Origin of the sequence: Myroides odoratimimus, assembly GCF_030326305.1 — a bacterium.
Classification (GTDB): domain Bacteria; phylum Bacteroidota; class Bacteroidia; order Flavobacteriales; family Flavobacteriaceae; genus Flavobacterium; species Flavobacterium odoratimimum_A.
Map to the genome: position 1 here is coordinate 17,970 of NZ_JACAKB010000028.1, position 22,417 is coordinate 40,386.

Sequence of the window (22,417 nt, forward strand, 5' to 3'; positions counted from 1 at the left end):
ATTATTTTAAGTTAAAGAGAATTACTTCTTGTCTTTATACTTTTTTAAGAGTTGACGGTTAAAGTCGTCTTCTGCCTTTTTTAGAACAAGAATTTTCTTTTCACCTATGATCTTTTTAGTGTCTTCTACAAACTTGATTCGAGCAGAAGAATAAGACTCTTCGAAGTCTATTAATTCCTGTACTTTCTTAATCGCTTCTTTATCACTTAGTTTGTTTAAGTCTTGTATATCTGCGTTTTTGATGTATTTAAATACATTAGTATGTCGTAGTTCTGACATCTTCTTATCATAAGCGATGTAGATAGGTAAGAACTTTTCAGCTTGTTCGCTGCTCAAATTTAATTCAGCTGTAATATGAGCAACTTTTAATGATCTAATCTGATCATGTTTGTCTTGTGCATAAGTAGTTACACTAAACATAAGCACCATTAAAATACTTAATAATTGTTTCATTGTATTATTCATTTAAGTAATACTCGATGTCAATATGTGATAACACATAATGATCTATTTGGGATTGTTTTATTTCTATATTGTCTTTTAGGTCATTGAAGTCTTCTTCATCTAATGCATTGATAATATCATTGTTTAAAGAGAAACTTTGATTGTATTCTAAGTAATTCTCTATACTATCCTTATTTAAGGAATTAGAATCTGGAGAAAAGAAGAACTTTATACCAAACAGCAATGCAATAGCCGCTGCTGCGGTGGTCCAAATATAACGGTTTTTATACAGAGGTACTATTTTAGGAGTAGGGGTGATAGAAGAGTCAATATTAGCTAATACTCTACTCTCTAGATTAGCAAAGTAGTCTTCAGGTACTTTAAAAGTATCTTTAGGATCTTTCGTATTTAAATATTTATTGTCCATATTCTTCTCCTTTATTAGTTAGACGATTAAAAAGTACAAAGGTTTAATTTGACTTTATAAAAAGTTCTATTTTCTTTACTGCGTGATGATAAGAAGCTTTTAGTGCTCCTACACTAGTCTCTAAAATTTCTGATATAGTCTGGTAGTCTAGATCTTCATAGTATTTCATCTTGAAGACGAGTTGTTGTTTTTGAGGTAATGACGCTATTGCCTTTTGTAATATGAGTTCTGCTTCATCACCATCGAATAGGCTGTCTGCCTCCAGCTGATTGACTAGATACTCATTTAGCTCATCATCTTCTAGTTGCATTTTTCTACTTTTTGACTTTAGAAAATCTAGTGCTTGATTAGTCGCTATTCTATGCATCCATGAGAACAATTGACTATTACCTTTAAAGGTATCTATGTTTTGGTAGATTTTTATAAAAACTTCTTGTAGCACATCATCAGTGTCATCGTGATTTAACACTATAGTACGGATATGCATATACAAGCGCTGCTGATAGAGGCTTAGTAATTCACGAAATGCTTCATGCTTTGTGTCGTTATTTTGTAATCGATGTAAGAGTGAAATTTCGTCTGACAAGAGTTTTAATATTTTATAGTTTGTTTTTTGGATGTGAGAAGTAAATGTAGATAAATAAAGTCAGTATATTGATATAAAGGATTATTTTTGTCAGAAAAAAATGATCAAGACGGTTATATTTGATATGGACGGGGTGATTGTAGATACTGAGCCAGTACACCGTTACGCATATCACAGTCACTTTAAAGAATTGGGAATAGAAGTTTCAGAACACGTATATAATTCCTTTACAGGGCACTCTACTAAGAATACGTATGAGCGCATAAAAGAAATATATGGTGTAGAAGGTAATATTCCGGATATGGTATTGAGAAAAAGAGCGTTGTTTAACGAATCTTTTGATACCAAGCCTGATCTAGAATTAATAGATGGTGTACGCGACTTGATAGAAGGGTTACATGCTAGAGGGATAGAACTTATCGTAGGATCATCAGCATCTAAGAGTACGATAGATAGAGTGTTCACTCGTTTTGGGCTGTATCCGTTCTTTACACATATCGTAAGTGGAGAAGATCTGCCTAAGTCTAAGCCAGACCCAGCTATATTCTTAAAGGCAGCATCATTAGCTAAGTACAGTGATAAGGATAACTGTATCGTGATAGAAGATAGTACTAATGGTATCAAGGCAGCTAATGCAGCAGGTATTAAGGTAATAGGATATAAGAGTGCTAACTCTAAACAACAAGACTATACAGGGGCTAACTATATCGTACACGATTTTACGACGATAGATGCAGACTATATCATCCAGCTCTAAGGTAGAGTAGATAAAAAGTAGTTAAGAAAAAATATAATGATTTAGGAATGTAAAGGCGTTTAATTTGACTTTCTTTTATTTTTATAATGGATAGAAATTATTAACTTTGCGTTCTTTATAATAAAAGCTTATTAAGTAGATGTTTCATAGATATATTAAATTAGGTATCGCTGCGGTATTATTCGCAGTATCAGTTTGGCAATTCGTAGAAGGTAATATTGGTAACGGTATTTTCTTATTGTTCCTTATTTCATTAGTAATATTACTTTACTATAAAAATGAGTTTATCTTATTAGCTTTCTTAAAATTGAGAAAACAAGATTTTGACGGTGCCCAAAAATGGTTGAATAAAATCAAGAATCCTGAGACAGCATTAGTGCGTAAGCAGAATGGATATTATAACTACTTAATGGGAATCATGACTTCTCAGACTAACTTAAATGCTTCAGAGAAGTATATGAAGAAGGCTGTAGAGCTTGGACTAAACATGGATCAAGATTTAGCAATGGCTAAACTTCAGCTAGCAGGTATCGCAATGACGAAGAGACGTAAGCTAGAAGCTACTAAACTTCTAAGTGAAGCACAGAAGCTTGATAAACAAGGGATGTTAAAAGACCAAATCAAAATGATGAAAGAACAAATGAAGAGATTCTAATCTTAGATTTTGTTAAAGATATAGAAAGCTACACTTAGGTGTGGCTTTTTTTGTATCTCAGTCGATTTGAGTCCGTAGTGAGTCCGTTATGAGTCTGTAGTGACTCTGTTTTATAGACAGTTTTATCGGAGTGACTATATACTTAGACTAGATAGAGTGTGTATTTGTTCCGATGGAGAGTGAGAGAGAGGTGAATGGTGGTAGAAGTGATGGATATTAGTTTGTACGTATGTATGTAAATCCGAAGTGTTAAAAATGTGATTAGCTAGTGTATGAAAGATATCAAAAAGTCAGAACATAGTTTTTAGTATTCAGATGCTTACCTCTTGTTTTGACTTTCTAAATAAAGATAGAACTATAAAAAAAATCGCTTAAGATTATCTCTTAAGCGATTTTATATTTTATAGTATATTGACTATTTAATCTCTTCTGATGTGAATGCTAGTTTCACAGTAGGGAATTTACTTTGTGTCATTTGGATAGAGAATTCACTATCTGCTAAGAACACTAGTTGTCCTGATTTATCAAAAGCTAGGAACTTCTGCTTAATACGTTTGAATTCTTTGAACTCTTCGTTTTTAGGATCTTCTGGACGTACCCAACATGCTTTATAAGCAGGGAAGTTCTCATACGTACATTTAGCTCCGTATTCGTGCTCTAAACGGTATTGGATAACCTCGTACTGAAGGGCTCCTACAGTACCGATTACTTTACGACCATTCATCTCTAGGGTGAATAACTGTGCTACCCCTTCGTCCATTAACTGATCGATACCTTTCTCTAATTGTTTAGACTTAAGTGGATCAGCGTTGTTGATATAACGGAAGTGCTCAGGCGAGAAACTTGGTATACCTGTGAACTGCATGATTTCTCCTTCAGTTAGTGTGTCTCCGATCTTAAAGTTACCAGTATCGTGTAACCCTACGATATCTCCAGCATAAGATACATCTACGATTTCTTTTTTCTCAGCGAAGAAAGCATTCGGGCTAGAGAACTTAAGTTTCTTCCCTTGTCTTACGTGTAAGTAAGGAGTATTTCTCTCAAATGTACCAGATACAATCTTGATAAATGCTAGACGGTCTCTGTGTTTAGGGTCCATGTTAGCATGGATCTTAAATACAAATCCTGAGAACGTATTTTCTTTTGGCTCTACTACTCTTGTACTAGATTCTTTAGCACGAGGAGAAGGAGCGATTTGGATAAAACAATCTAATAGCTCACGTACCCCAAAGTTGTTTAACGCAGAACCAAAGAATACAGGTTGTAGGTTACCACTGATATATTCTTCTCTGTCAAATTCTGGATAAATACCTTCTATGATTTCTAGTTCATCACGTAGGTTATTAGCAGATTTTTCACCTACTAATTTGTCTAATTCAGGAGAAGCTAAGTCAGAGATATTGATTGTTTCTTCAATGTTCTTACGGCTATCTTCACTGAATAAGTTGATATTCTTTTCCCAGATATTGTAGATACCTTTAAAGTCATACCCCATACCGATAGGGAAACTTAAAGGAGTAACTTTTAGTTGAAGTTTTTGTTCTACTTCATCCATTAGTTCAAAAGCATCACGTCCTTCACGGTCAAGTTTGTTAATGAATACGATCATTGGGATGTTACGCATTCTACATACTTCTACAAGCTTCTCAGTCTGTTCCTCAACCCCTTTAGCTACGTCGATTACTACGATAACACTGTCTACTGCAGTCAGTGTTCTGAATGTATCTTCTGCGAAGTCCTTGTGACCAGGTGTATCTAGAATATTAATCTTTTTGTCTTTATAATTAAATGCAAGAACCGAAGTTGCAACAGAAATACCACGTTGGCGTTCAATCTCCATAAAATCGGAAGTAGCTCCTTTTTTAATCTTGTTGTTTTTTACTGCACCAGCTTCTTGAATAGCTCCACCAAAAAGTAGTAACTTTTCAGTTAATGTTGTCTTACCAGCATCAGGGTGAGCAATTACACCAAATGTACGTCTACGATCTATTTCCTTTAAAAAACTCATTATTAAAAAATTTAAGGTACAAAAGTACTTATATTTTGCGGAATTAAAAGTTGTTTTTTGGAGAATGATGCATACATTTAGTTGGTATCTAATCCTTATACGAGCTAGTAGTGATGGGGTATGCGTAAATAGTGCAATGAATAAAGAGAGTCGAGCTACTGTGAAATACAATATTTAGATAGGAAAGGAGTTATCCTTTATGTAAAATAATTACATAATTATTATCAATACTTCGTTAACTAGTGTATGTACTTTAGTAAAGATTTGTATTATTGTGTGTTGGAATTTAAAAGGAGTGGAGGCAGAATTATAAAGTAACTTATCTAAGGTTATAAAACTTTATTTTAAAATAAGTATTTTTGGGAATTAGTTTCATAAATAGAAATAGTATATGAATAAATATCGCTTAGTAGGAACCTTGTTTTTGAGTATGTTATGTGGTGCTATGGTGGTATCTTGTGATAAGATTGGTAGTAGTGGTACTAAAGAGAATGCTGTAGCAAGGGTGAATGATACTTATTTAGATAGAGATGAGGTGCATGGCATCGTACCATCTAGTGCTGATAAGCAGGATAGCTTGGCCATTGTTACTCGATTTATAGATAAGTGGGCTACTAAAAAGTTATTGATAGATGCAGCAGAATTTAACCTCTCTAGTGATAAGAAAGAAGAAATAGATAAATTAGTCGATCAATTTAAAAGTGATTTGCTGATCAAGGATTATCTAGAAAAATTAGTACAGAAGAGTATAGATACCATCATTCAAGAGAAAGATTTGAAGGTGTATTATGATAAGTATAAGAGTAATTTCCTTGTAGAAGATATGTTGGTAAAAATGTCTTATGCTAATGTCTTAAAGGATAATAGTAATTATAATACTATCAGGAAGTATTTTAGCTCGTCTCGAAAAGAGGATCATGAAAAATTAGAAGGTATGTCTCTACATATGAAATCATATGCTCTAAATGACTCTATATGGGTGGATGTGAAGCAGATATATGAGAAACTCCCTTTCTTAAATAATAATAACAAAGATAATTACTTAAAAAACAATACCTTTTTTGAGGTAGAAGAAGAAAATAGTACTTATTTTGTAAAAGTGAATACAGTATTATCTAGAGGAAGTGTAATTCCTTTTAGTTATTTAAAGAAATCACTAAAGATGATGGTCATTAATGATCGTAAAATGGAATTACTAAAACAATACGAAGAAGATATATTAAAGGATGCTAAAAAAAATAAAAAGTATGAAGTTTTTTAATAAGAAGGTAATGGTAGCTCTAGGGCTAGCTCTTTCTTTTGTAGGATTTGCGCAAGGGCAGACTAAGCAAGGTAGAAAAATAGATGGAGTAGTAGGAGTAGTAGGTGATTACATTATCTTAGAATCAGAAATTGATAAAACGTTGATAGAGCTTAAGGCACAACGTATTCCTACAGGTGATTTATCAAGATGTGATTTATTTGAAAAACTATTAGAGGATAAACTATTTGCTCATCAGGCTGTACAAGACAGCTTGGAGGTGACGGATGCTGAGGTGACTAGCTTTATGAACGAACAGATCAACCGTATGGTGGAGGATGTGGGGTCTATAGATAAGATTATTCAGTTCTATAATAAAAAGAACGAAGAAGAGCTACGCGAGGCATTATTCGAAATCGTAAAGCAAAATAAACTGACACAGAATATGCAACAGCATATCGTGGAGAAGGTAACTATCACTCCAGAAGAAGTACGTCAGTTCTTTAACGAGATTCCTAAAGATCAGTTGCCAACTGTAGGTGATGAGGTAGAGATAGCTGAGATTGTGATTAAACCAGAGATTTCTAAAGAGCAAAAGCAAAAAGTAATCGATCGTCTGAATGAGATGAAGAAAGACGTGTTAGAGAATGGAGCTAGTTTCTTTAGTAAAGCGGTATTATTCACAGATGATAGAGGGTCTGCTAGTAATGGAGGATTCTATTCTATCACTAAAAAGTCTCCTTTCGTAAAAGAGTTTAAAGAGGTAGCATTTAATATGGCAGAGGGAGAGATCTCAGAGCCATTTGAGTCAGAGTACGGTTATCATATCATATACTTAGAGAAGATACGCGGACAGCACTTAGATCTAAGACATATCTTATTAAAGCCAAAACCGACTGATGCAGCATTAGAAGAAGCTAAAAAAAGAGCAGAGAATATTCGTACGAAGATTGCGAATAAAGAAATCACATTCGCAGCTGCTGCAGCTAGTGAGTCAGATGATAAGGATACAAAACAAAATGGTGGTATTATGAAAGATCCTAGATCATTAGATCCACGTTTTGAATTGAATAATATGGAAGATAGAGAACTATACTTCTTAGTGTCTAATCTAAAAGAAGGCGAAGTATCTCAAGTGGCATTAAAGAATGATATGCAAAAGCAAGAGAAATACTATCGCATAGTAACAATCAATAAGAAATATGCTGAGCATAAAATTGATTTTGCTGAGGATTATACGAAGGTTAGAAATATGGCCTTAAATAAAAAGCAAGGTGAAGAAGTAAATAAATGGGTATCTCGTAAGGTAAATGATGCTTATATTAACATTCAAGGAGAATTTCGCAATTGTAAATTCCGTAATAATTGGCTTAAAAAATAAGAATATAATAATCTGAAAGAATGAAAACGACATTTTAGCAATTGGCTAGAATGTCGTTTTTTTTATGTTTAAGGGATAAATATCGTAATATGATATATTAAGCATTAAAAATTAATTAATTTCAGAAAAAGAGGTTCTGTTTATTAAAACTATTGAATTTAATTCAGTAAAGAAGAATGTTTGTAAATAATATTTTTTGTATTTGTAGGATTCATTAAAAACTTTTGAAAATAAATTAGTTTGCTTAAATTTGTACTGACAAAAATCGAAGTGATAAACTAAACATAATTATCTAAACTAAGAAGGATGAGTGTGTGAGGATTAAGCTTAGAAAAGAACTAATACTAAATAACATGTATAGGTTGATACAGGGTTCTATCCTCAACCTTTTATTAAATAGACATAACTATGAGTCTTTACAAGGATTACATCAACGAGATCGAAGAAAGAAAAACTCAAGGGCTTAACCCTAAGCCAATTGACGGTGCTGAACTATTAAGTGAAGTTATAGCACAAGTAAAAGATGCTGAGAACGAATACCATGAGGATTCTCTTAAGCTTTTTATTTATAATGTTTTACCTGGTACTACTAGTGCTGCTGGTGTTAAAGCAAAGTTTTTAAAAGAAATTATCTTAGGTGAGGTTGTAGTAAAAGAAATTACTCCAGCTTTTGCTTTTGAATTATTATCTCATATGAAGGGAGGTCCTTCTATCGAGGTTCTTTTAGATTTAGCATTAGGTAATGATGAAGCTATCGCTTTAGAAGCTGCTAAAGTACTTAAGACACAAGTGTTCTTATACGATGCAGATACATTACGTCTAAAAGAGGCTTTCTTAGCTGGTAATGCTATTGCTAAGGATATCTTAGAGAGCTATGCTAAAGCAGAGTTCTTTACTAAACTTCCTGAAGTAGCTGAGAAAATAGATGTAGTAACTTTCATCGCTGGTGAAGGGGATATCTCTACAGACTTATTATCTCCAGGTAACCAAGCTCACTCTCGTTCTGACCGTGAACTTCATGGACAGTGTATGATCACTCCTCAGGCTCAACAAGAGATTAAAGCGCTACAAGCAGCTCATCCTGGTAAAAGCGTGATGTTAATCGCGGAAAAAGGAACAATGGGAGTAGGGTCTTCTAGAATGTCAGGTGTGAATAACGTAGCATTATGGACAGGTAAACAAGCAAGTCCTTATGTACCTTTCGTTAATATTGCTCCAATTGTAGCAGGTACAAATGGAATTTCTCCTATTTTCTTAACGACTGTGGATGTAACAGGAGGTATTGGAATTGACCTTAAGAACTGGGTAAAGAAAACAGACGCAAATGGAAAAGTTGTCCTTAACGAAAAAGGAGAGCCTATCTTAGAGGAAGTTTATTCTGTAGCAACAGGAACTGTATTGACAATTAATACAAAAACAAAAAAACTTTATAACGGAGAAAAAGAGCTTATCGATATTTCTAAAGCTTTAACTCCACAAAAAATGGAGTTTATCAAAGCAGGTGGTTCTTATGCTATCGTGTTCGGTAAAAAAATTCAAACTTTCGCAGCTAAAGTATTGGGTATAACAGCTCCAACAGTATTTGCTCCTTCAAAAGAAGTTTCTGTGGAAGGACAAGGACTTACAGCTGTAGAGAAAATCTTCAATAGAAATGCAGTAGGAGTAGCTCCAGGAAAAGTATTACACGCTGGATCTGATGTACGTGTAGAAGTTAATATCGTTGGGTCTCAAGATACAACTGGTCTTATGACTGCTCAAGAGTTAGAGGCAATGGCTGCTACAGTTATTTCTCCTATCGTAGATGGAGCTTACCAATCTGGATGTCACACTGCTTCTGTATGGGACAAAAAAGCGCAGGCTAATATCCCTAAATTGATGAAGTTTATGAACGACTTCGGTTTAATTACAGCACGTGACCCTAAAGGTGAATACCATTCTATGACTGACGTTATTCACAAAGTATTGAATGATATTACAATTGACGATTGGGCTATTATTATCGGTGGTGACTCACATACGAGAATGTCTAAGGGAGTTGCTTTCGGTGCGGATTCAGGAACAGTTGCTTTAGCTCTAGCTACAGGTGAGGCTTCAATGCCAATTCCAGAGTCAGTTAAAGTTACTTTTAAAGGGACTATGAAACCACATATGGATTTCCGTGACGTGGTGCATGCTACACAATCTCAAATGTTGAAACAATTCGCAGGAGAGAACGTATTCCAAGGAAGAATTATCGAAGTACATATCGGAACTCTTCTTGCTGACCAAGCCTTTACATTTACAGACTGGACTGCAGAGATGAAAGCTAAAGCATCTATCTGTATTTCTCAAGACGATACTTTAATTGAATCATTAGAAATAGCAAAAAGCCGTATCCAAATCATGATTGAGAAAGGTATGGATAATAAAAATCAAGTGCTTCAAGGCTTGATTGACAAGGCTAATAAGCGTATCGAAGAGATTAGATCAGGTGAAAAACCAGCTTTAACTCCAGATGCTAATGCTAAGTATTATGCTGAGGTAGTGATTGACTTAGATATTATCGAGGAGCCAATGATTGCTGACCCAGATGTAAATAACGAAGATGTTTCTAAACGCTATACACACGATACAATTAGAGAACTTTCTTACTATGGAGACAACAAAAAAGTTGACTTAGGTTTCGTAGGTTCTTGTATGGTACATAAAGACGACTTGAAGATAGTTTCTCAAATGCTTAAAAACATTGAAAAGCAAAGTGGTGAAGTTAAGTTTAATGCTCCATTAGTAGTGGCTGCTCCGACTTACAACATCATCGACGAGTTGAAAGCTGAAGGAGATTGGGAATACTTACAAAAATATTCAGGATTTGAGTTCAGTGACTTGTTGCCAAAAAGCAATGCTCGTACAGAGTATGAAAACATTATGTACTTAGAGCGCCCTGGTTGTAACTTATGTATGGGGAACCAAGAGAAAGCAGCTAAAGGTGATACTGTAATGGCTACATCTACTCGTTTATTCCAAGGACGTGTAGTAGAAGATTCAGAACGCAAAAAAGGAGAATCTTTATTAGCTTCTACTCCAGTAGTAGTATTATCTGCTATCTTAGGAAGAATACCAACTATCGAAGAATATAAAGCTTCAGTAGAAGGAATTAACTTAACTAAGTTTAAGCCAATCCCTACTAAGTAATTAGAATAGTATTTATATATACCAAGCGAGGTAGTCCATACAGACTACCTCGCTTTTTTTATGATATACTTGATTTTAATATGATGCTAATTTTAACTGAAACATTGGGCATGATGCTCTATTTCAAAATTGCAAGAATTAGCAATAAAGCAAAGTTTATTGGCTTGGGTATGCAGTTGTAGTGCTAATTCTTTTTGCGATTCATCGTTGATGCGTATTATCGGATTTAAAACTACTTTAGTTATACGTCCACTGCCATCATCATTTAGTACCAATGTAGCTTCCGAATTATCTTCATAAGCGAGCACTTCTATATTGTGTTGTTGGCATACGTATAGATAAGACATCATGTGGCACGAGGTAAGGGCACTCAGCAATAAATCTTCTGGATTTAGCAAGGTAGGATCTCCTTTAAAAGCTTTGGCTGCTGAAATAGCTAAAATATCTTTTCCCTCTATTTTTACGGTATGGCTTTTAGCATACACCTTTTTGTTTGACTCTTTTTGCTTGTCGGGCGCTATCCAATTTAGTGCTGCTTTAAAAAGATGTTTGTACATAGTATTGGCTTATCTAAATGTTTTGTTTTGTGTATTTAGATAGTAGTGGAGTTAGAGTAACTCTTACTATCAATGATTTATTCAAATTTAAAAAAAATACACATCTATTCCCTTGTTATCATGTCATCTTTATACTTTGCATTTGGGTATTCCTTGCAAATCTACTTTGTTTAAGTAGAATCATTTTAAATATATTGTTTTAACATTTATATAGAATTTATTAGAGGTAAAAAACTGTAAATTGTCTTAATAATTTAAATTGTAAAAAAAAGAAATTTATTATGGCTTTTGATATTGAAATGATTAAAAAAGTGTATGATAAGATGCCTGACCGAGTAGCGAAAGCTCGTGAAGTAGTGGGGCGTCCATTAACACTTTCAGAAAAGATTTTATATACTCACTTATGGGATGGAACACCATCACAATCATTTGAAAGAGGTAAAGACTATGTAGACTTTGCACCGGACCGTGTAGCGTGTCAAGATGCAACAGCTCAGATGGCTTTATTGCAATTTATGCATGCTGGAAAAGAAAAGGTAGCAGTACCAACTACAGTACACTGTGACCACTTAATCCAAGCAAAAGTAGGTGCGGCTACAGATCTTCAAACAGCACAGAACCAATCATCAGAGGTGTTTAACTTTTTATCTTCTGTATCTAATAAATATGGAATAGGATTTTGGAAGCCAGGAGCAGGTATTATTCACCAAATTGTGCTAGAGAACTATGCTTTCCCAGGAGGCTTAATGATAGGTACAGATTCACATACAGTTAATGCTGGTGGTCTTGGTATGTTAGCTATCGGTGTTGGTGGAGCTGATGCAGTAGATGTAATGTCTGGTATGGCTTGGGAATTGAAGTTTCCTAAATTAATAGGAGTAAAATTAACTGGAAAGTTAAATGGTTGGACAGCACCTAAAGACGTTATCCTTAAAGTAGCTGACATTCTAACTGTAAAAGGTGGAACTGGAGCTATCGTAGAGTATTTCGGTGAAGGGGCTACTTCTATGTCATGTACTGGTAAAGGTACTATCTGTAATATGGGGGCTGAGATAGGAGCGACTACTTCTACATTTGGATACGATGATTCAATGAGAAGATATTTAGCTGCAACAGGTCGTCAAGATGTAGTCGATGCAGCTGATAAGGTAGCTGAGCACTTAACAGCGGATGCTGAAGTATATGCTCACCCAGAAAAATACTTTGATGAGTTAATAGAAATAAACTTATCTGAATTAGAACCACATATTAATGGACCTTTTACACCAGATAGAGGAACTCCTGTTTCAAAAATGAGAGCAGAAGCAGAAGCTAACGGATGGCCATTAAAAGTAGAGTGGGGATTAATAGGTTCTTGTACTAACTCTTCTTATGAAGATATGTCTAGAGCGGCTTCTATTGTAGAACAAGCAGTAGCTCAAGGAATCACTCCTAAGGCTGAGTTTGGTATTAACCCAGGTTCTGAACAAATACGTTATACGATCGAAAGAGATGGTATCATTGAGACTTTTGAGAAGATGGGAACTAAAGTGTTTACAAATGCTTGCGGGCCATGTATTGGTCAATGGGATCGTGAAGGAGCAGATAAGCAAGAGAAAAACACTATTGTTCACTCGTTTAACCGTAACTTCTCTAAACGTGCAGATGGTAACCCAAATACGCATGCTTTCGTAACTTCACCAGAAATGGTAGCAGCCCTAGCTATAGCAGGTGATTTAAGTTTTAATCCTATCACGGATACGCTAATCAATGACAACGGAGAGGAAGTAAAATTAGTTCCTCCTACAGGTGATGAATTACCAACTAAAGGTTTTGCAGTAGAGGATCCAGGGTATCAAGCACCAGCTGCTGATGGTTCAAATGTAGTAGTAGATGTGAATCCTACTTCTAGTCGTTTACAATTGTTAGAGCCGTTTACTCCATGGGATGGAAAGAATATTACTGGAGCTAAATTGCTGATCAAAGCTTTTGGTAAATGTACTACGGATCATATCTCTATGGCAGGTCCTTGGTTGCGTTTCCGTGGCCACTTAGATAATATTTCGGACAATATGTTGATAGGGGCTGAGAATGCTTTCAATCATGAAACAAATAAAGTTAAGAATCAACTCACAGGAGAGTATGGAGCTGTACCTGCTGTGCAGCGAGCTTATAAAGCGGCAGGTATTCCGACAATCGTAGTAGGAGATCAAAATTATGGTGAGGGATCATCACGTGAGCACGCTGCTATGGAGCCTCGTCACTTAGGGGTAAAAGCTGTATTAGTGAAGTCTTTTGCACGTATTCATGAAACAAACTTAAAGAAACAAGGTATGTTAGCTTTAACGTTTGCTAATGAAGCAGATTATGATAAAATTCAAGAGGATGACACTATCAACTTCTTAGACTTAACTGAGTTCGCTCCAGGTAAGCAATTGTCATTAGAGTTTGTACACGCAGATGGTTCTAAAGACGTGATTAAAGCTAATCACACATATAATGCAAGTCAAATAGAATGGTTTAAAGCAGGTTCTGCATTAAACTTAATTGCAGCAGGTAAATAAATAGTCATTTATAACCTCTTATAAGAAGAAAGGGTATCCGTTTAAGATGGATACCCTTTTATTTAGATTAAAATTGACTGTTAAAATCTCTTTTTGCTATAGTTAAACATTCTTTTAGGGAATTCTGTAAAATTTCATAGTTTTCATTTTGCCATTTTCCTTTTAACTTTCCAGTAGTTAATTTATCATAGCGCTGAATGATACTGTTCATATCGATATTCGTAATCGTTGAAGTAATATTGACAAATGATTTTTTCTCTATTTCTATAAAACCATGATACGTGATTGCTATTCCATATTGAAGAGTTATTTCTTGTATTTCGTCTACTTCATATGTTTCCTTGATATAGTTGTAATCTAATACTTCTTTCTTATTTTGTATTATAGTAGGTAAATTCTCTGAATCATCTATAATAAGATAATTCTTTTTTGTATAATCGTATATCTTTTTGACTTCGTTAATTAAGGCAGTATGAATTTTTGGGCTATAAATACTGTCTATTTCATTTAGTGCTTTTAAATACTTTTTTTGTGGTGTTACAGCTATATCTAACAGACCTTGACTTCCAAGTCTCATGGTTTTAAGTTCAGTTTTATTTATGATTACTGCTACTTTTTTTTCACTGTGATAGCTCTGTTTGTTAAGTGCAATTTGTTTAGCTCCACAAGAAGTTAATAGAATACTTACTGTAAGTAAGAAGAAAAGTTTAAATCTTTTCATATGTTATTGTGTTTTAAATGTTGTTGTAAATGTATGTAATAAAATATGACATTGTTAAACCATTTTTAAGTAATATTTTGTTAACTACTTTATTTTATAGTTATTTTGTAATTTAAATACACAACAGCACAAGATGGGTGATATAGAAGATAAGAAAATAGTATTGGCAGTAGATGAGAAGCCTAAAGTAGGACAGTGGATTCTATTGAGTGTCCAACATTTATTTGCGATGTTTGGAGCAACAGTTTTAGTTCCAACCTTGACAGGCATGAACCCTGCTATTGCATTAATATCGAGTGGTATTGGTACATTGGTTTTTATTTTTATCACTAGAGGAAAAGTACCTTCTTATTTAGGTTCTTCTTTTGCTTTTATAAACCCTATTATTGCAATGAAAGCTTTAGAAGCAGACCCCTCTTCTGGCATGCCAGTGGGTAGTTTTTTGGTAGGAAGCTTTCTTGTAGGAGTTGTTTATTCTTTAGTGGCACTACTAATTGCTAAGGCAGGAACTAATTGGTTAATGAAATTATTACCGCCTATTGTAGTTGGGCCAGTTATTATGGTTATTGGTTTAGGACTAGCTAGTACAGCGATAGGAATGGTAACTAATAATCCTCAAGGAGAATATGACCTAACTTATGTTATGATTGGTTTAGTAACATTAGCTATAACGATTATTACAGCAATATTTACACGTGGTTTTCTTAGTGTTATTCCTGTACTAGTAGGTATTGTAGGAGGTTATTGTTTTTCTGCTATAATGGGAGTTGTGCATTTCGATAAAGTAATTGATGCTAATTGGTTTGAAGTGCCTAGCTTTATGGTGCCTTTTGTACATTATGAGCCTACTGTGTCATGGTATGTTATTTTATTGATGTTACCTGTAGCTATTGTTCCTATTGCAGAGCATATAGGGCATCAATTAGTGTTGAGTAAAGTTATTGATAAAGATTTAATAAAAGATCCAGGACTGCATAAGAGTATGTTAGGTGATGGAGTAGCCACTATGTTAGCTTCATTAATAGGAGGACCACCTAATACTACTTATGGTGAAAATATTGGAGTATTAGCTATTACAAGAGCTTTTAGTATTTATATTTTTATGGGAGCAGCATGTTTTGCTATTCTATTTGGTTTTTGTGGTAAGATATCAGCTTTGTTAAGTACGATACCAGCACCTGTAATGGGAGGTGTTTCTATTCTTTTATTTGGTATTATAGCATCAAGTGGATTGCGTATGTTAGTTGAGAATGATGTAGATTTTAAGATAAAGAGAAACCTGATTATTTCATCAGTTATATTGATTATCGGTATCGGAGGAGCAGCTATTCATATAGGAGAATTATTCTCATTAGAAGGAATGGCATTGGCATCTATTATAGGGATAGTATTAAATATCGTATTACCTGGTAGAGTAGATGTAGACTTTGACGATATGTTTAGAAAATCTTAGTGCAGTTTTAGAGAAGTACATTTTTTGTTGTGGCGAGTTCTTTATATATTTAACTCAGAATACATTATAAAAAGATAAACGAAAAGTGATTGTACAATAATTATAACGTAGAATAGGTTTGTAGTATTTGTATAATGAGTATTCTAGATTTGAATATTGAATAAAGTAAGAGTATGAGTGAGAAGAATATCAAAAAGAAAGGATGGATATCTAATGCTATATTTATTATTGTATTAGGAGTTTTTTTATTTACTCCTTTAGGGGATAGTGTCAAGGTGTGGTTGAATAGGCTTGTGGCTATGAGTCCTAGCTTGGAGAATGTCGAAAATCAACAAACAGTGAATTATGAGTCATGGCATTTAATTGATGAACATGGCCAGACTTTTGACTTAGATCAAACTAAAGGAAAAGTAGTCATCATTAACTTTTGGGCTACGTGGTGTCCTCCATGTTTAGCAGAGAAACCTAGTTTTCAAGAGCTTTATAACGATTATAGGGACAAAGTAGTTTTTCTTTTTGTCACGTCAGAATCTCCTGATAAAGTAAAGGCATTTAAAGAGAAACATCAGTATACTTTACCTATTTATTTTGAGCAGAATGCAGCTCCTGCTGTTTTGTTTTCCGAATCTATACCAGCTTCTTATGTAATCGATAAAAAAGGAAATATAGTAGTGCGAAAGTTCAGAGCAGCTGATTGGAATAGTTCTAAGTTTAGAGTCATGTTAGATGACTTGTTGAAATAAAAATGAAATACAAAGAGATATAAAAAAAGTCCAGCTATTGCTGGACTTTTTCGTATATTAAGTTTACTATCTATTAATAGTAAGTATAACGTCTAACTTGAGCGATGTACTTAGCTAAGCGGATAACTTGGTGGCTATAACCATATTCGTTATCATACCATACATACATTACTACATTTTTACCATCTGCAGAAACGATAGTTGCTTTACTATCAAAGATAGATGGAGCAGATGTTCCTACGATATCAGATGATACTAATTCGTTATTGATAGAATATTTAATTTGCTCTACTAAGTCTCCGTTAAGAGCAGCTTTGCGCATTACTTCATTTAAATCTTCAACAGAAGTTTCTTTTTCAACTTCTAAGTTTAATACTACTAGTGATCCATTAGGAACTGGTACACGGATAGCATTAGAAGTAAGTTTACCAGCTAATGATGGTAATGCCTTAGCTACAGCACTTCCAGCACCTGTCTCAGTGATAACCATGTTTAATGCAGCAGCTCTACCACGACGGTATTTCTTGTGCATATTATCTACTAAGTTTTGGTCATTTGTGTATGCGTGGATAGTCTCTAAGTGTCCTTTTACTACACCGAAGTTATCTTCCATTACTTTTAAGATAGGAGTAATAGCATTCGTAGTACAAGAAGCAGCAGACCAGATATCTACTTGGTTTGGATCATACTCAGTGTGGTTAACACCGTGAACGATGTTTGGTACACCTTTTCCAGGAGCTGTCAATAATACTTTAGAAGCACCTTTAGAAGTTAAGTGACGTTTTAAATCTTCATCAGTTTTAAAAGCACCTGTATTATCGATGATTAAAGCATTCTCAATGTCATATTGAGTATAGTCAATGTCTTCTGGAGCATTAGCAGAAATCATGTGTACTGTAGTACCATTGATGATTAAAGCATTGTTCTCAGGATCAGCGATTACTGAACCTTCGAAGTCTCCGTGTACTGAGTCATATTTAAGTAAAGAAGCACGTTTTTCTAAAAGAACTGCATCGTTTTTATCACGAGTTACAATAGCTCTTAAACGCATCTGTTGTCCTTTACCGATTTTGTTCATTAACTCTCTAGCTAATAAACGTCCGATACGTCCAAATCCGTAAAGTACTACGTCTTTAGGTACTAATTCTTCTGTTTCTTTAGCATCTTTTAATTTAGAAATAACAAAGTCTAAAGCATTGCTGTGCTTGTTGTCTTCTAAGTGATATTCATAAGTTAAACGACCGATATCGATTCTAGAAGGTGGTAAGTCAGCTCGTTGAATCGCTTCAGCTATTTCTACAGAATCAAAAATATTGATTGGTTTACCAACAAATTTTGCAGCATACTCGTGTAAGTTAATGATATCGCTAACGCTGCGGTCGATAAGTTGGTTACGGAACATTAATAGTTCAATAGACTTGTCATACCATAGGTCACTGATAATCTTAATAAACTCTACGCATGCTTTTCTACGATCTGCTTGAAAAGCTAATTCTTTCTCGTAAAGACTAGTATTTTTCATATATTAAATTGTGTTGTGATAAATTACTGCAAAAGTCTGTTTTTTTAATGAATTAATCAAGTTGTAAAGTTTAAAATACTCTTTTTAGTGTATTTATTGGGTGAACCTTACGATTATATTAGTAAACGAAGATATTCTCCATTTTTATTCATTAAAGTGAGCTTTATTTTTTGATTTTGATTAATCTGAGAATTGATATTTTTAATTTGATTGATGTTAGAAACTTTGAAATCATTGATAGAAAGGAGAATACTGCCAATCAAATCATCTTCATATTTAGCAAATTCCTTGTCTAATACCTTGGTTATTTTAAACCCATAGTTGATGTTTAATTCTTCTTTTTCTGCTGAATCTAATTCTTGTATTTCTAGCCCTCTGAATTCTATTTTTCGCGGTTCATTTTTACCTAGTTTTACAGATGTACTGTGTTTATCATTCCCCCTTAAGTATTCTATTGCTACTGTATCCTTAGGGCGTTTAGTATTAATGATCGAGCGGAGATCTACAAAGGTCTTAATATCCTTATTATTAATCTTCGTGATAATGTCTCCAGTCTTTAATCCAGCCTGAGCTGCACCAGAGTTCGCTATAATATCTTGTATATAAAAACCAAATGTGGTAGTACTAATGTTTAGCTCTTTAACGATTTGAGGAGTTAATTCATATCCAGATACTCCTAGAGTAGCATTCTGTACATTTCCATATTCTAATAAATCCTCAACTATCTTACGCGCTACATTAGAGGGCACAGCAAAGGCGTAGCCTACATAAGCACCTGTATTAGACGAGATCATGGTGTTAATACCGATTAACTCTCCCTTAGTATTCACTAAAGCACCTCCACTATTACCAGGATTGATAGCGGCATCTGTTTGTATAAAGGATTGAATACTTCTCTTAGACAGATTACGAGCTTTAGCTGATACGATACCAGCTGTAACTGTAGAAGTTAAGTTATAAGGATTACCTACAGCGATAACCCATTCCCCTAGTTGAATATTGTCAGAATCTCCAAATACAATATAGGATAATTTTTCTTTTGGCTCTATTTTTAATAGCGCGATATCCATTTCTTTATCCGTACCGATTAGTCTTGCTTTATACGTTTCATTATTAGAGAGTGTCACTTCTAGTTCAGAGGCATTAGCAATCACGTGGTTGTTCGTGACGATGTAGCCATCCTCTGTAATGATAACACCTGACCCTGTACCTATCTGAGGTTTTGGTGAAGGCTTATACCCATAGAATAGTTCCATAATAGGGTTAGAACGAGAAGATACATAACTTAGATTTTTGACGTGAACTACTGTATTTACTGTGTTTTCAGCAGCTTTAACGAAATCAATAGACGAATTAGGAATAATAGAAGACTTAGTAGTAGACAGTGCAGACGGTATCTCCTCTAATTTAGTTAGCTCTGCATCATTTTGATTTTCAAAAAAATACTTATAACCAGCCAGTGTCATACTACCACTTAATAAACAAATTAAAAAAACACCTAAGATCTTTTTCATATATAAATCTATTAATTAAATAAAACTAAAATTACTAAATAAAAATTTGAACAAAATGATGTTTAACCATCACTTAACACCGTGTTTTAACATACATTATTTGTATTTTTACCACTTTAAGTAAGATTAGCTATATGTTGAGATTTTATAAGTATCAAGGGACTGGTAACGACTTCGTAATGATAGATAACCGCACTGGCTTTTTTCCAAAAGAAGATACAGAATTAGTGGCACACTTATGTCATAGACGCTTTGGAATAGGGGGAGACGGTTTGATTTTGTTAGAAGAAGCAGAAGGATATGATTTTAGAATGGTCTATTATAATGCCGATGGAAGTGAGAGTACCATGTGTGGTAATGGAGGTAGATGTCTAGTGGCCTTTGCAAAACAATTAAAAATAATTAATGACAATTGCCGTTTTATAGCTATAGATGGAGAACATACAGCTACGATTAGTAGTGATGGAGTAGTATCTCTACAAATGATCAATGTGTCAGGGATAGAGATAGAGAAGTCATATAGCTTTTTAAATACGGGATCACCTCATCATGTACAGGTAGTGAGAGATCTAGGTAACTATGATGTATTCGGTATAGGACAAGAGATAAGAGAAAGCGAATTATATGCACCAGGAGGTACTAATGTAAACTTCGTAGAGCAGGAAGGTCCTAATCATTTCAGAATACGTACATTCGAGAGAGGGGTAGAAGATGAGACGTTATCTTGTGGTACAGGTGCTACAGCAGTAGCGATATCGATGTATGCTCAAGGGAAGTGTGATCATAACGAAGTGAAGATAGATGTAGAGGGAGGTAGTCTGACGATTAGTTTTGATACAGATGATCGTATTAGTTATAGAAATGTAGTATTAAGCGGACCAGCCAAACTAGTGTTTGAAGGGACAATAGAAATATAAAAAAGATGTTACATATTCGTGGGAATGCTATATTTTTACGTGCTTTAGAGCCAGAAGATTTAGAGTTTATCTATCAGATAGAGAATGACATTGATCTATGGGAAGTTAGTAATACGGTGACACCTTATAGCCGCTTCTTGATTAGACAGTATTTAGAGAATGCTCATCTTGATATCTATGAAGTAAAGCAGTTGAGATTAGTTATCTGTGATATAGATACAGAACAGGCATTAGGGTTGATCGATTTATTTGAATTTGACCCTAAGAACAATAGAGCTGGTGTAGGTATTGTAATCCAACATCCAGAAGATAGAGGAAAAGGAGCAGGAGCAGAAGCATTAGAATTAGTTATTAATTATGGCAAAGAAGTATTAGGTTTGCACCAGCTGTATGCTAATATTTCGGTAGATAATTATCCTAGCCAACAACTGTTTTTAAAGTACGGTTTTAAGCTAGTAGGTATAAAAAAAGATTGGGAAAGAGTTGGCGGAGTTTATAAAGACGAAGCGTTGTATCAATTATTATTTTAAATAAAATTATGAAATTAAAAAACATCTTAGTTATTCTAGTTGTTCTTGGGGGATTTGGACTGTTAGGATATTTGTATATATGGTATGGGAAGGCATTTTCGCCTAATTTAAAAGGATGGGATGAAGAACAGTTTATCTACATTAAGCAAGAAGACAACTTTCATTCTGTACTGAAGATATTAGAGCCTTACCTAAATGATAAGGATGGTTTTGTAGAAATAGCAGAACAGCGCAGTTATCCGTCTAATGTATTCAGTGGTCGTTTTAAACTTAGAAATGGGATGAATACCTATGACATCATCGAGGCACTTAGAAAGAATGTACCTGTGCGTCTAACGTATAATAATCTTGAGCGTATAGAAGATTTCGCAGGAAGGTTAGGTTCTATGTTTGAGACGGATAGTATAGGATTCTTAGAGACGTTCTACGAACCTAGTTTCTTAGAAGAAAACGGATTTACTAAAGAGAGTGTATTAGTATGTTTCTTACCTGAGACGTATGAATTCTATTGGAATGTAAGCCCTTTGAAGATTCGCAATAAGATGCATAAAGAGTATATCCGCTTCTGGAACGCTGAACGTCAAGAGAAAGCAAAAGCTCTAGGGCTAACACCTGTAGAGGTATCTATCTTAGCGTCTATTGTTCAGAAAGAAACGAGTAAAGCAGACGAGAAAGAAAGAGTAGCAGGAGTATACCTAAACAGAATTAAGTTAGGAATGCCACTACAAGCAGATCCTACAGTAGTATATGCTAAGAAATTATATACTAATGATTTTAAACAAGTGATCAAAAGAGTGTACCTAAAGGATACTCAGATACCATCACCTTATAATACGTATCAGAATACAGGATTACCTCCTGGGCCTATCTTTATGTCAGATCAGTCTAGTATAGATGCGGTATTGAATGCAGAGAAGCACGATTATGTATATTTTTGTGCGAGTGTAGATAGATTAGGATATCATGAGTTTGCAGTGACGTTAGCTCAGCATAATGCTAATAGTAGAAAGTATAGTGCATGGCTAAACCAAGCAGGTATAAATTAAAAAAATAAAAGAAGTAAGCTGTCTAATGTTAGACAGCTTTTTTTAACTTTATAAATTATTAGCATGGTATATTTATAATTTGTGGAGATTCATTGAGCTAGTAGTTAACTCTTACTGTTGGTGCTGTTGACCCGTCCTAAAAAAACTGTACAGTTTTTAAAACATAAAAAGATGGGAAGAGAACCAAAAATCAAAGAGCGTT

The 22,417-nt window shown here is 34.4% G+C and carries 19 protein-coding genes; 11 read left to right on the forward strand and 8 right to left on the reverse strand.

All coding sequences use genetic code 11. The annotated features are described in order from the left end of the window. Positions 1-21 precede the first annotated feature (21 nt). From HX049_RS15330 to HX049_RS15340, 3 genes are read right to left on the reverse strand one after another with little or no spacing between them, the layout of a single operon-like run. The gene (locus tag HX049_RS15330) at positions 22-453 is read right to left on the reverse strand and encodes a hypothetical protein (protein ID WP_131540680.1); all 432 of its coding nucleotides are present in this window, start codon (positions 451-453) and stop codon (positions 22-24) included. Between the two features lie 4 nt (positions 454-457). Beyond that, positions 458-871: a hypothetical protein gene (locus tag HX049_RS15335; protein WP_131540681.1), complete on the reverse strand. Its 414-nt coding sequence runs from the start codon at positions 869-871 to the stop codon at positions 458-460. A 43-nt stretch (positions 872-914) separates the two neighbouring features. After that, entirely contained in the window at positions 915-1,457 is a 543-nt protein-coding gene (locus HX049_RS15340) for an RNA polymerase sigma factor (protein ID WP_286416941.1), read from the reverse strand. Positions 1,458-1,557: 100 nt separating this feature from the next. On the opposite strand from HX049_RS15340, the gene HX049_RS15345 reads away from it, so the two are divergent. Both HX049_RS15345 and HX049_RS15350 read left to right on the forward strand, forming a co-directional pair. After that, a complete protein-coding gene (locus HX049_RS15345) occupies positions 1,558-2,214 on the forward strand; it encodes an HAD family hydrolase (RefSeq protein WP_131540683.1) in 657 nt (218 codons plus the stop codon). 139 nt (positions 2,215-2,353) lie between these two features. Next, complete coding sequence (locus tag HX049_RS15350; RefSeq protein WP_286416944.1) at positions 2,354-2,869, forward strand: DUF2892 domain-containing protein; 516 nt, start codon at positions 2,354-2,356, stop codon at positions 2,867-2,869. A gap of 415 nt (positions 2,870-3,284) precedes the next feature. Here HX049_RS15350 and HX049_RS15355 read toward each other — a convergent pair whose 3' ends face one another. Beyond that, positions 3,285-4,877: a peptide chain release factor 3 gene (locus HX049_RS15355; protein WP_131540685.1), complete on the reverse strand. Its 1,593-nt coding sequence runs from the start codon at positions 4,875-4,877 to the stop codon at positions 3,285-3,287. Between the two features lie 391 nt (positions 4,878-5,268). On the opposite strand from HX049_RS15355, the gene HX049_RS15360 reads away from it, so the two are divergent. The 3 genes from HX049_RS15360 to HX049_RS15370 all read left to right on the forward strand — a co-directional run bounded on the left by HX049_RS15360 (position 5,269) and on the right by HX049_RS15370 (position 10,669). Next, on the forward strand, positions 5,269-6,138 hold the full coding sequence (locus HX049_RS15360) for a hypothetical protein (protein WP_131540686.1): 870 nt from the start codon (positions 5,269-5,271) through the stop codon (positions 6,136-6,138). Then, positions 6,125-7,498, forward strand: a complete 1,374-nt coding sequence (locus tag HX049_RS15365; RefSeq protein WP_131540687.1) for a peptidylprolyl isomerase — start codon at positions 6,125-6,127, stop codon at positions 7,496-7,498. Before HX049_RS15360 ends, HX049_RS15365 begins: the two co-directional genes overlap by 14 nt. Before the next feature lie 408 nt (positions 7,499-7,906). Continuing rightward, on the forward strand, positions 7,907-10,669 hold the full coding sequence (locus HX049_RS15370) for a bifunctional aconitate hydratase 2/2-methylisocitrate dehydratase (protein ID WP_131540688.1): 2,763 nt from the start codon (positions 7,907-7,909) through the stop codon (positions 10,667-10,669). A 92-nt stretch (positions 10,670-10,761) separates the two neighbouring features. On the opposite strand, the gene HX049_RS15375 is transcribed toward HX049_RS15370, so the two are convergent. Continuing rightward, a complete protein-coding gene (locus HX049_RS15375) occupies positions 10,762-11,226 on the reverse strand; it encodes an OsmC family protein (RefSeq protein ID WP_286416949.1) in 465 nt (154 codons plus the stop codon). A 281-nt stretch (positions 11,227-11,507) separates the two neighbouring features. On the opposite strand from HX049_RS15375, the gene HX049_RS15380 reads away from it, so the two are divergent. Further along, the gene (locus tag HX049_RS15380) at positions 11,508-13,769 is read left to right on the forward strand and encodes an aconitate hydratase (protein WP_286416951.1); all 2,262 of its coding nucleotides are present in this window, start codon (positions 11,508-11,510) and stop codon (positions 13,767-13,769) included. 67 nt (positions 13,770-13,836) lie between these two features. On the opposite strand, the gene HX049_RS15385 is transcribed toward HX049_RS15380, so the two are convergent. Further along, a complete protein-coding gene (locus HX049_RS15385; protein ID WP_286416953.1) occupies positions 13,837-14,490 on the reverse strand; it encodes a hypothetical protein in 654 nt (217 codons plus the stop codon). A gap of 133 nt (positions 14,491-14,623) precedes the next feature. On the opposite strand from HX049_RS15385, the gene HX049_RS15390 reads away from it, so the two are divergent. Beyond that, positions 14,624-15,943, forward strand: coding sequence for a solute carrier family 23 protein (locus HX049_RS15390; protein ID WP_286416955.1), 1,320 nt, complete (start codon positions 14,624-14,626; stop codon positions 15,941-15,943). Between the two features lie 173 nt (positions 15,944-16,116). Continuing rightward, positions 16,117-16,686 (forward strand): TlpA family protein disulfide reductase, encoded by a 570-nt coding sequence (locus tag HX049_RS15395; protein WP_286416957.1) that lies wholly within the window; start codon positions 16,117-16,119, stop codon positions 16,684-16,686. Positions 16,687-16,759: 73 nt separating this feature from the next. Here HX049_RS15395 and HX049_RS15400 read toward each other — a convergent pair whose 3' ends face one another. Further along, a complete protein-coding gene (locus HX049_RS15400) occupies positions 16,760-18,208 on the reverse strand; it encodes a glyceraldehyde-3-phosphate dehydrogenase (protein ID WP_131540694.1) in 1,449 nt (482 codons plus the stop codon). 113 nt (positions 18,209-18,321) lie between these two features. Continuing rightward, positions 18,322-19,722 (reverse strand): trypsin-like peptidase domain-containing protein, encoded by a 1,401-nt coding sequence (locus HX049_RS15405; RefSeq protein WP_286416959.1) that lies wholly within the window; start codon positions 19,720-19,722, stop codon positions 18,322-18,324. A gap of 134 nt (positions 19,723-19,856) precedes the next feature. Between HX049_RS15405 and dapF the strand changes: the two genes are divergently transcribed. From dapF to mltG, 3 genes are read left to right on the forward strand one after another with little or no spacing between them, the layout of a single operon-like run. Further along, entirely contained in the window at positions 19,857-20,639 is a 783-nt protein-coding gene (dapF, locus tag HX049_RS15410; protein WP_286416961.1) for a diaminopimelate epimerase, read from the forward strand. A 5-nt stretch (positions 20,640-20,644) separates the two neighbouring features. Next, a complete protein-coding gene (locus HX049_RS15415; RefSeq protein WP_131540697.1) occupies positions 20,645-21,169 on the forward strand; it encodes a GNAT family N-acetyltransferase in 525 nt (174 codons plus the stop codon). A gap of 8 nt (positions 21,170-21,177) precedes the next feature. After that, positions 21,178-22,215, forward strand: coding sequence for an endolytic transglycosylase MltG (gene mltG, locus HX049_RS15420; protein WP_131540698.1), 1,038 nt, complete (start codon positions 21,178-21,180; stop codon positions 22,213-22,215). Positions 22,216-22,417: the final 202 nt, after the last annotated feature.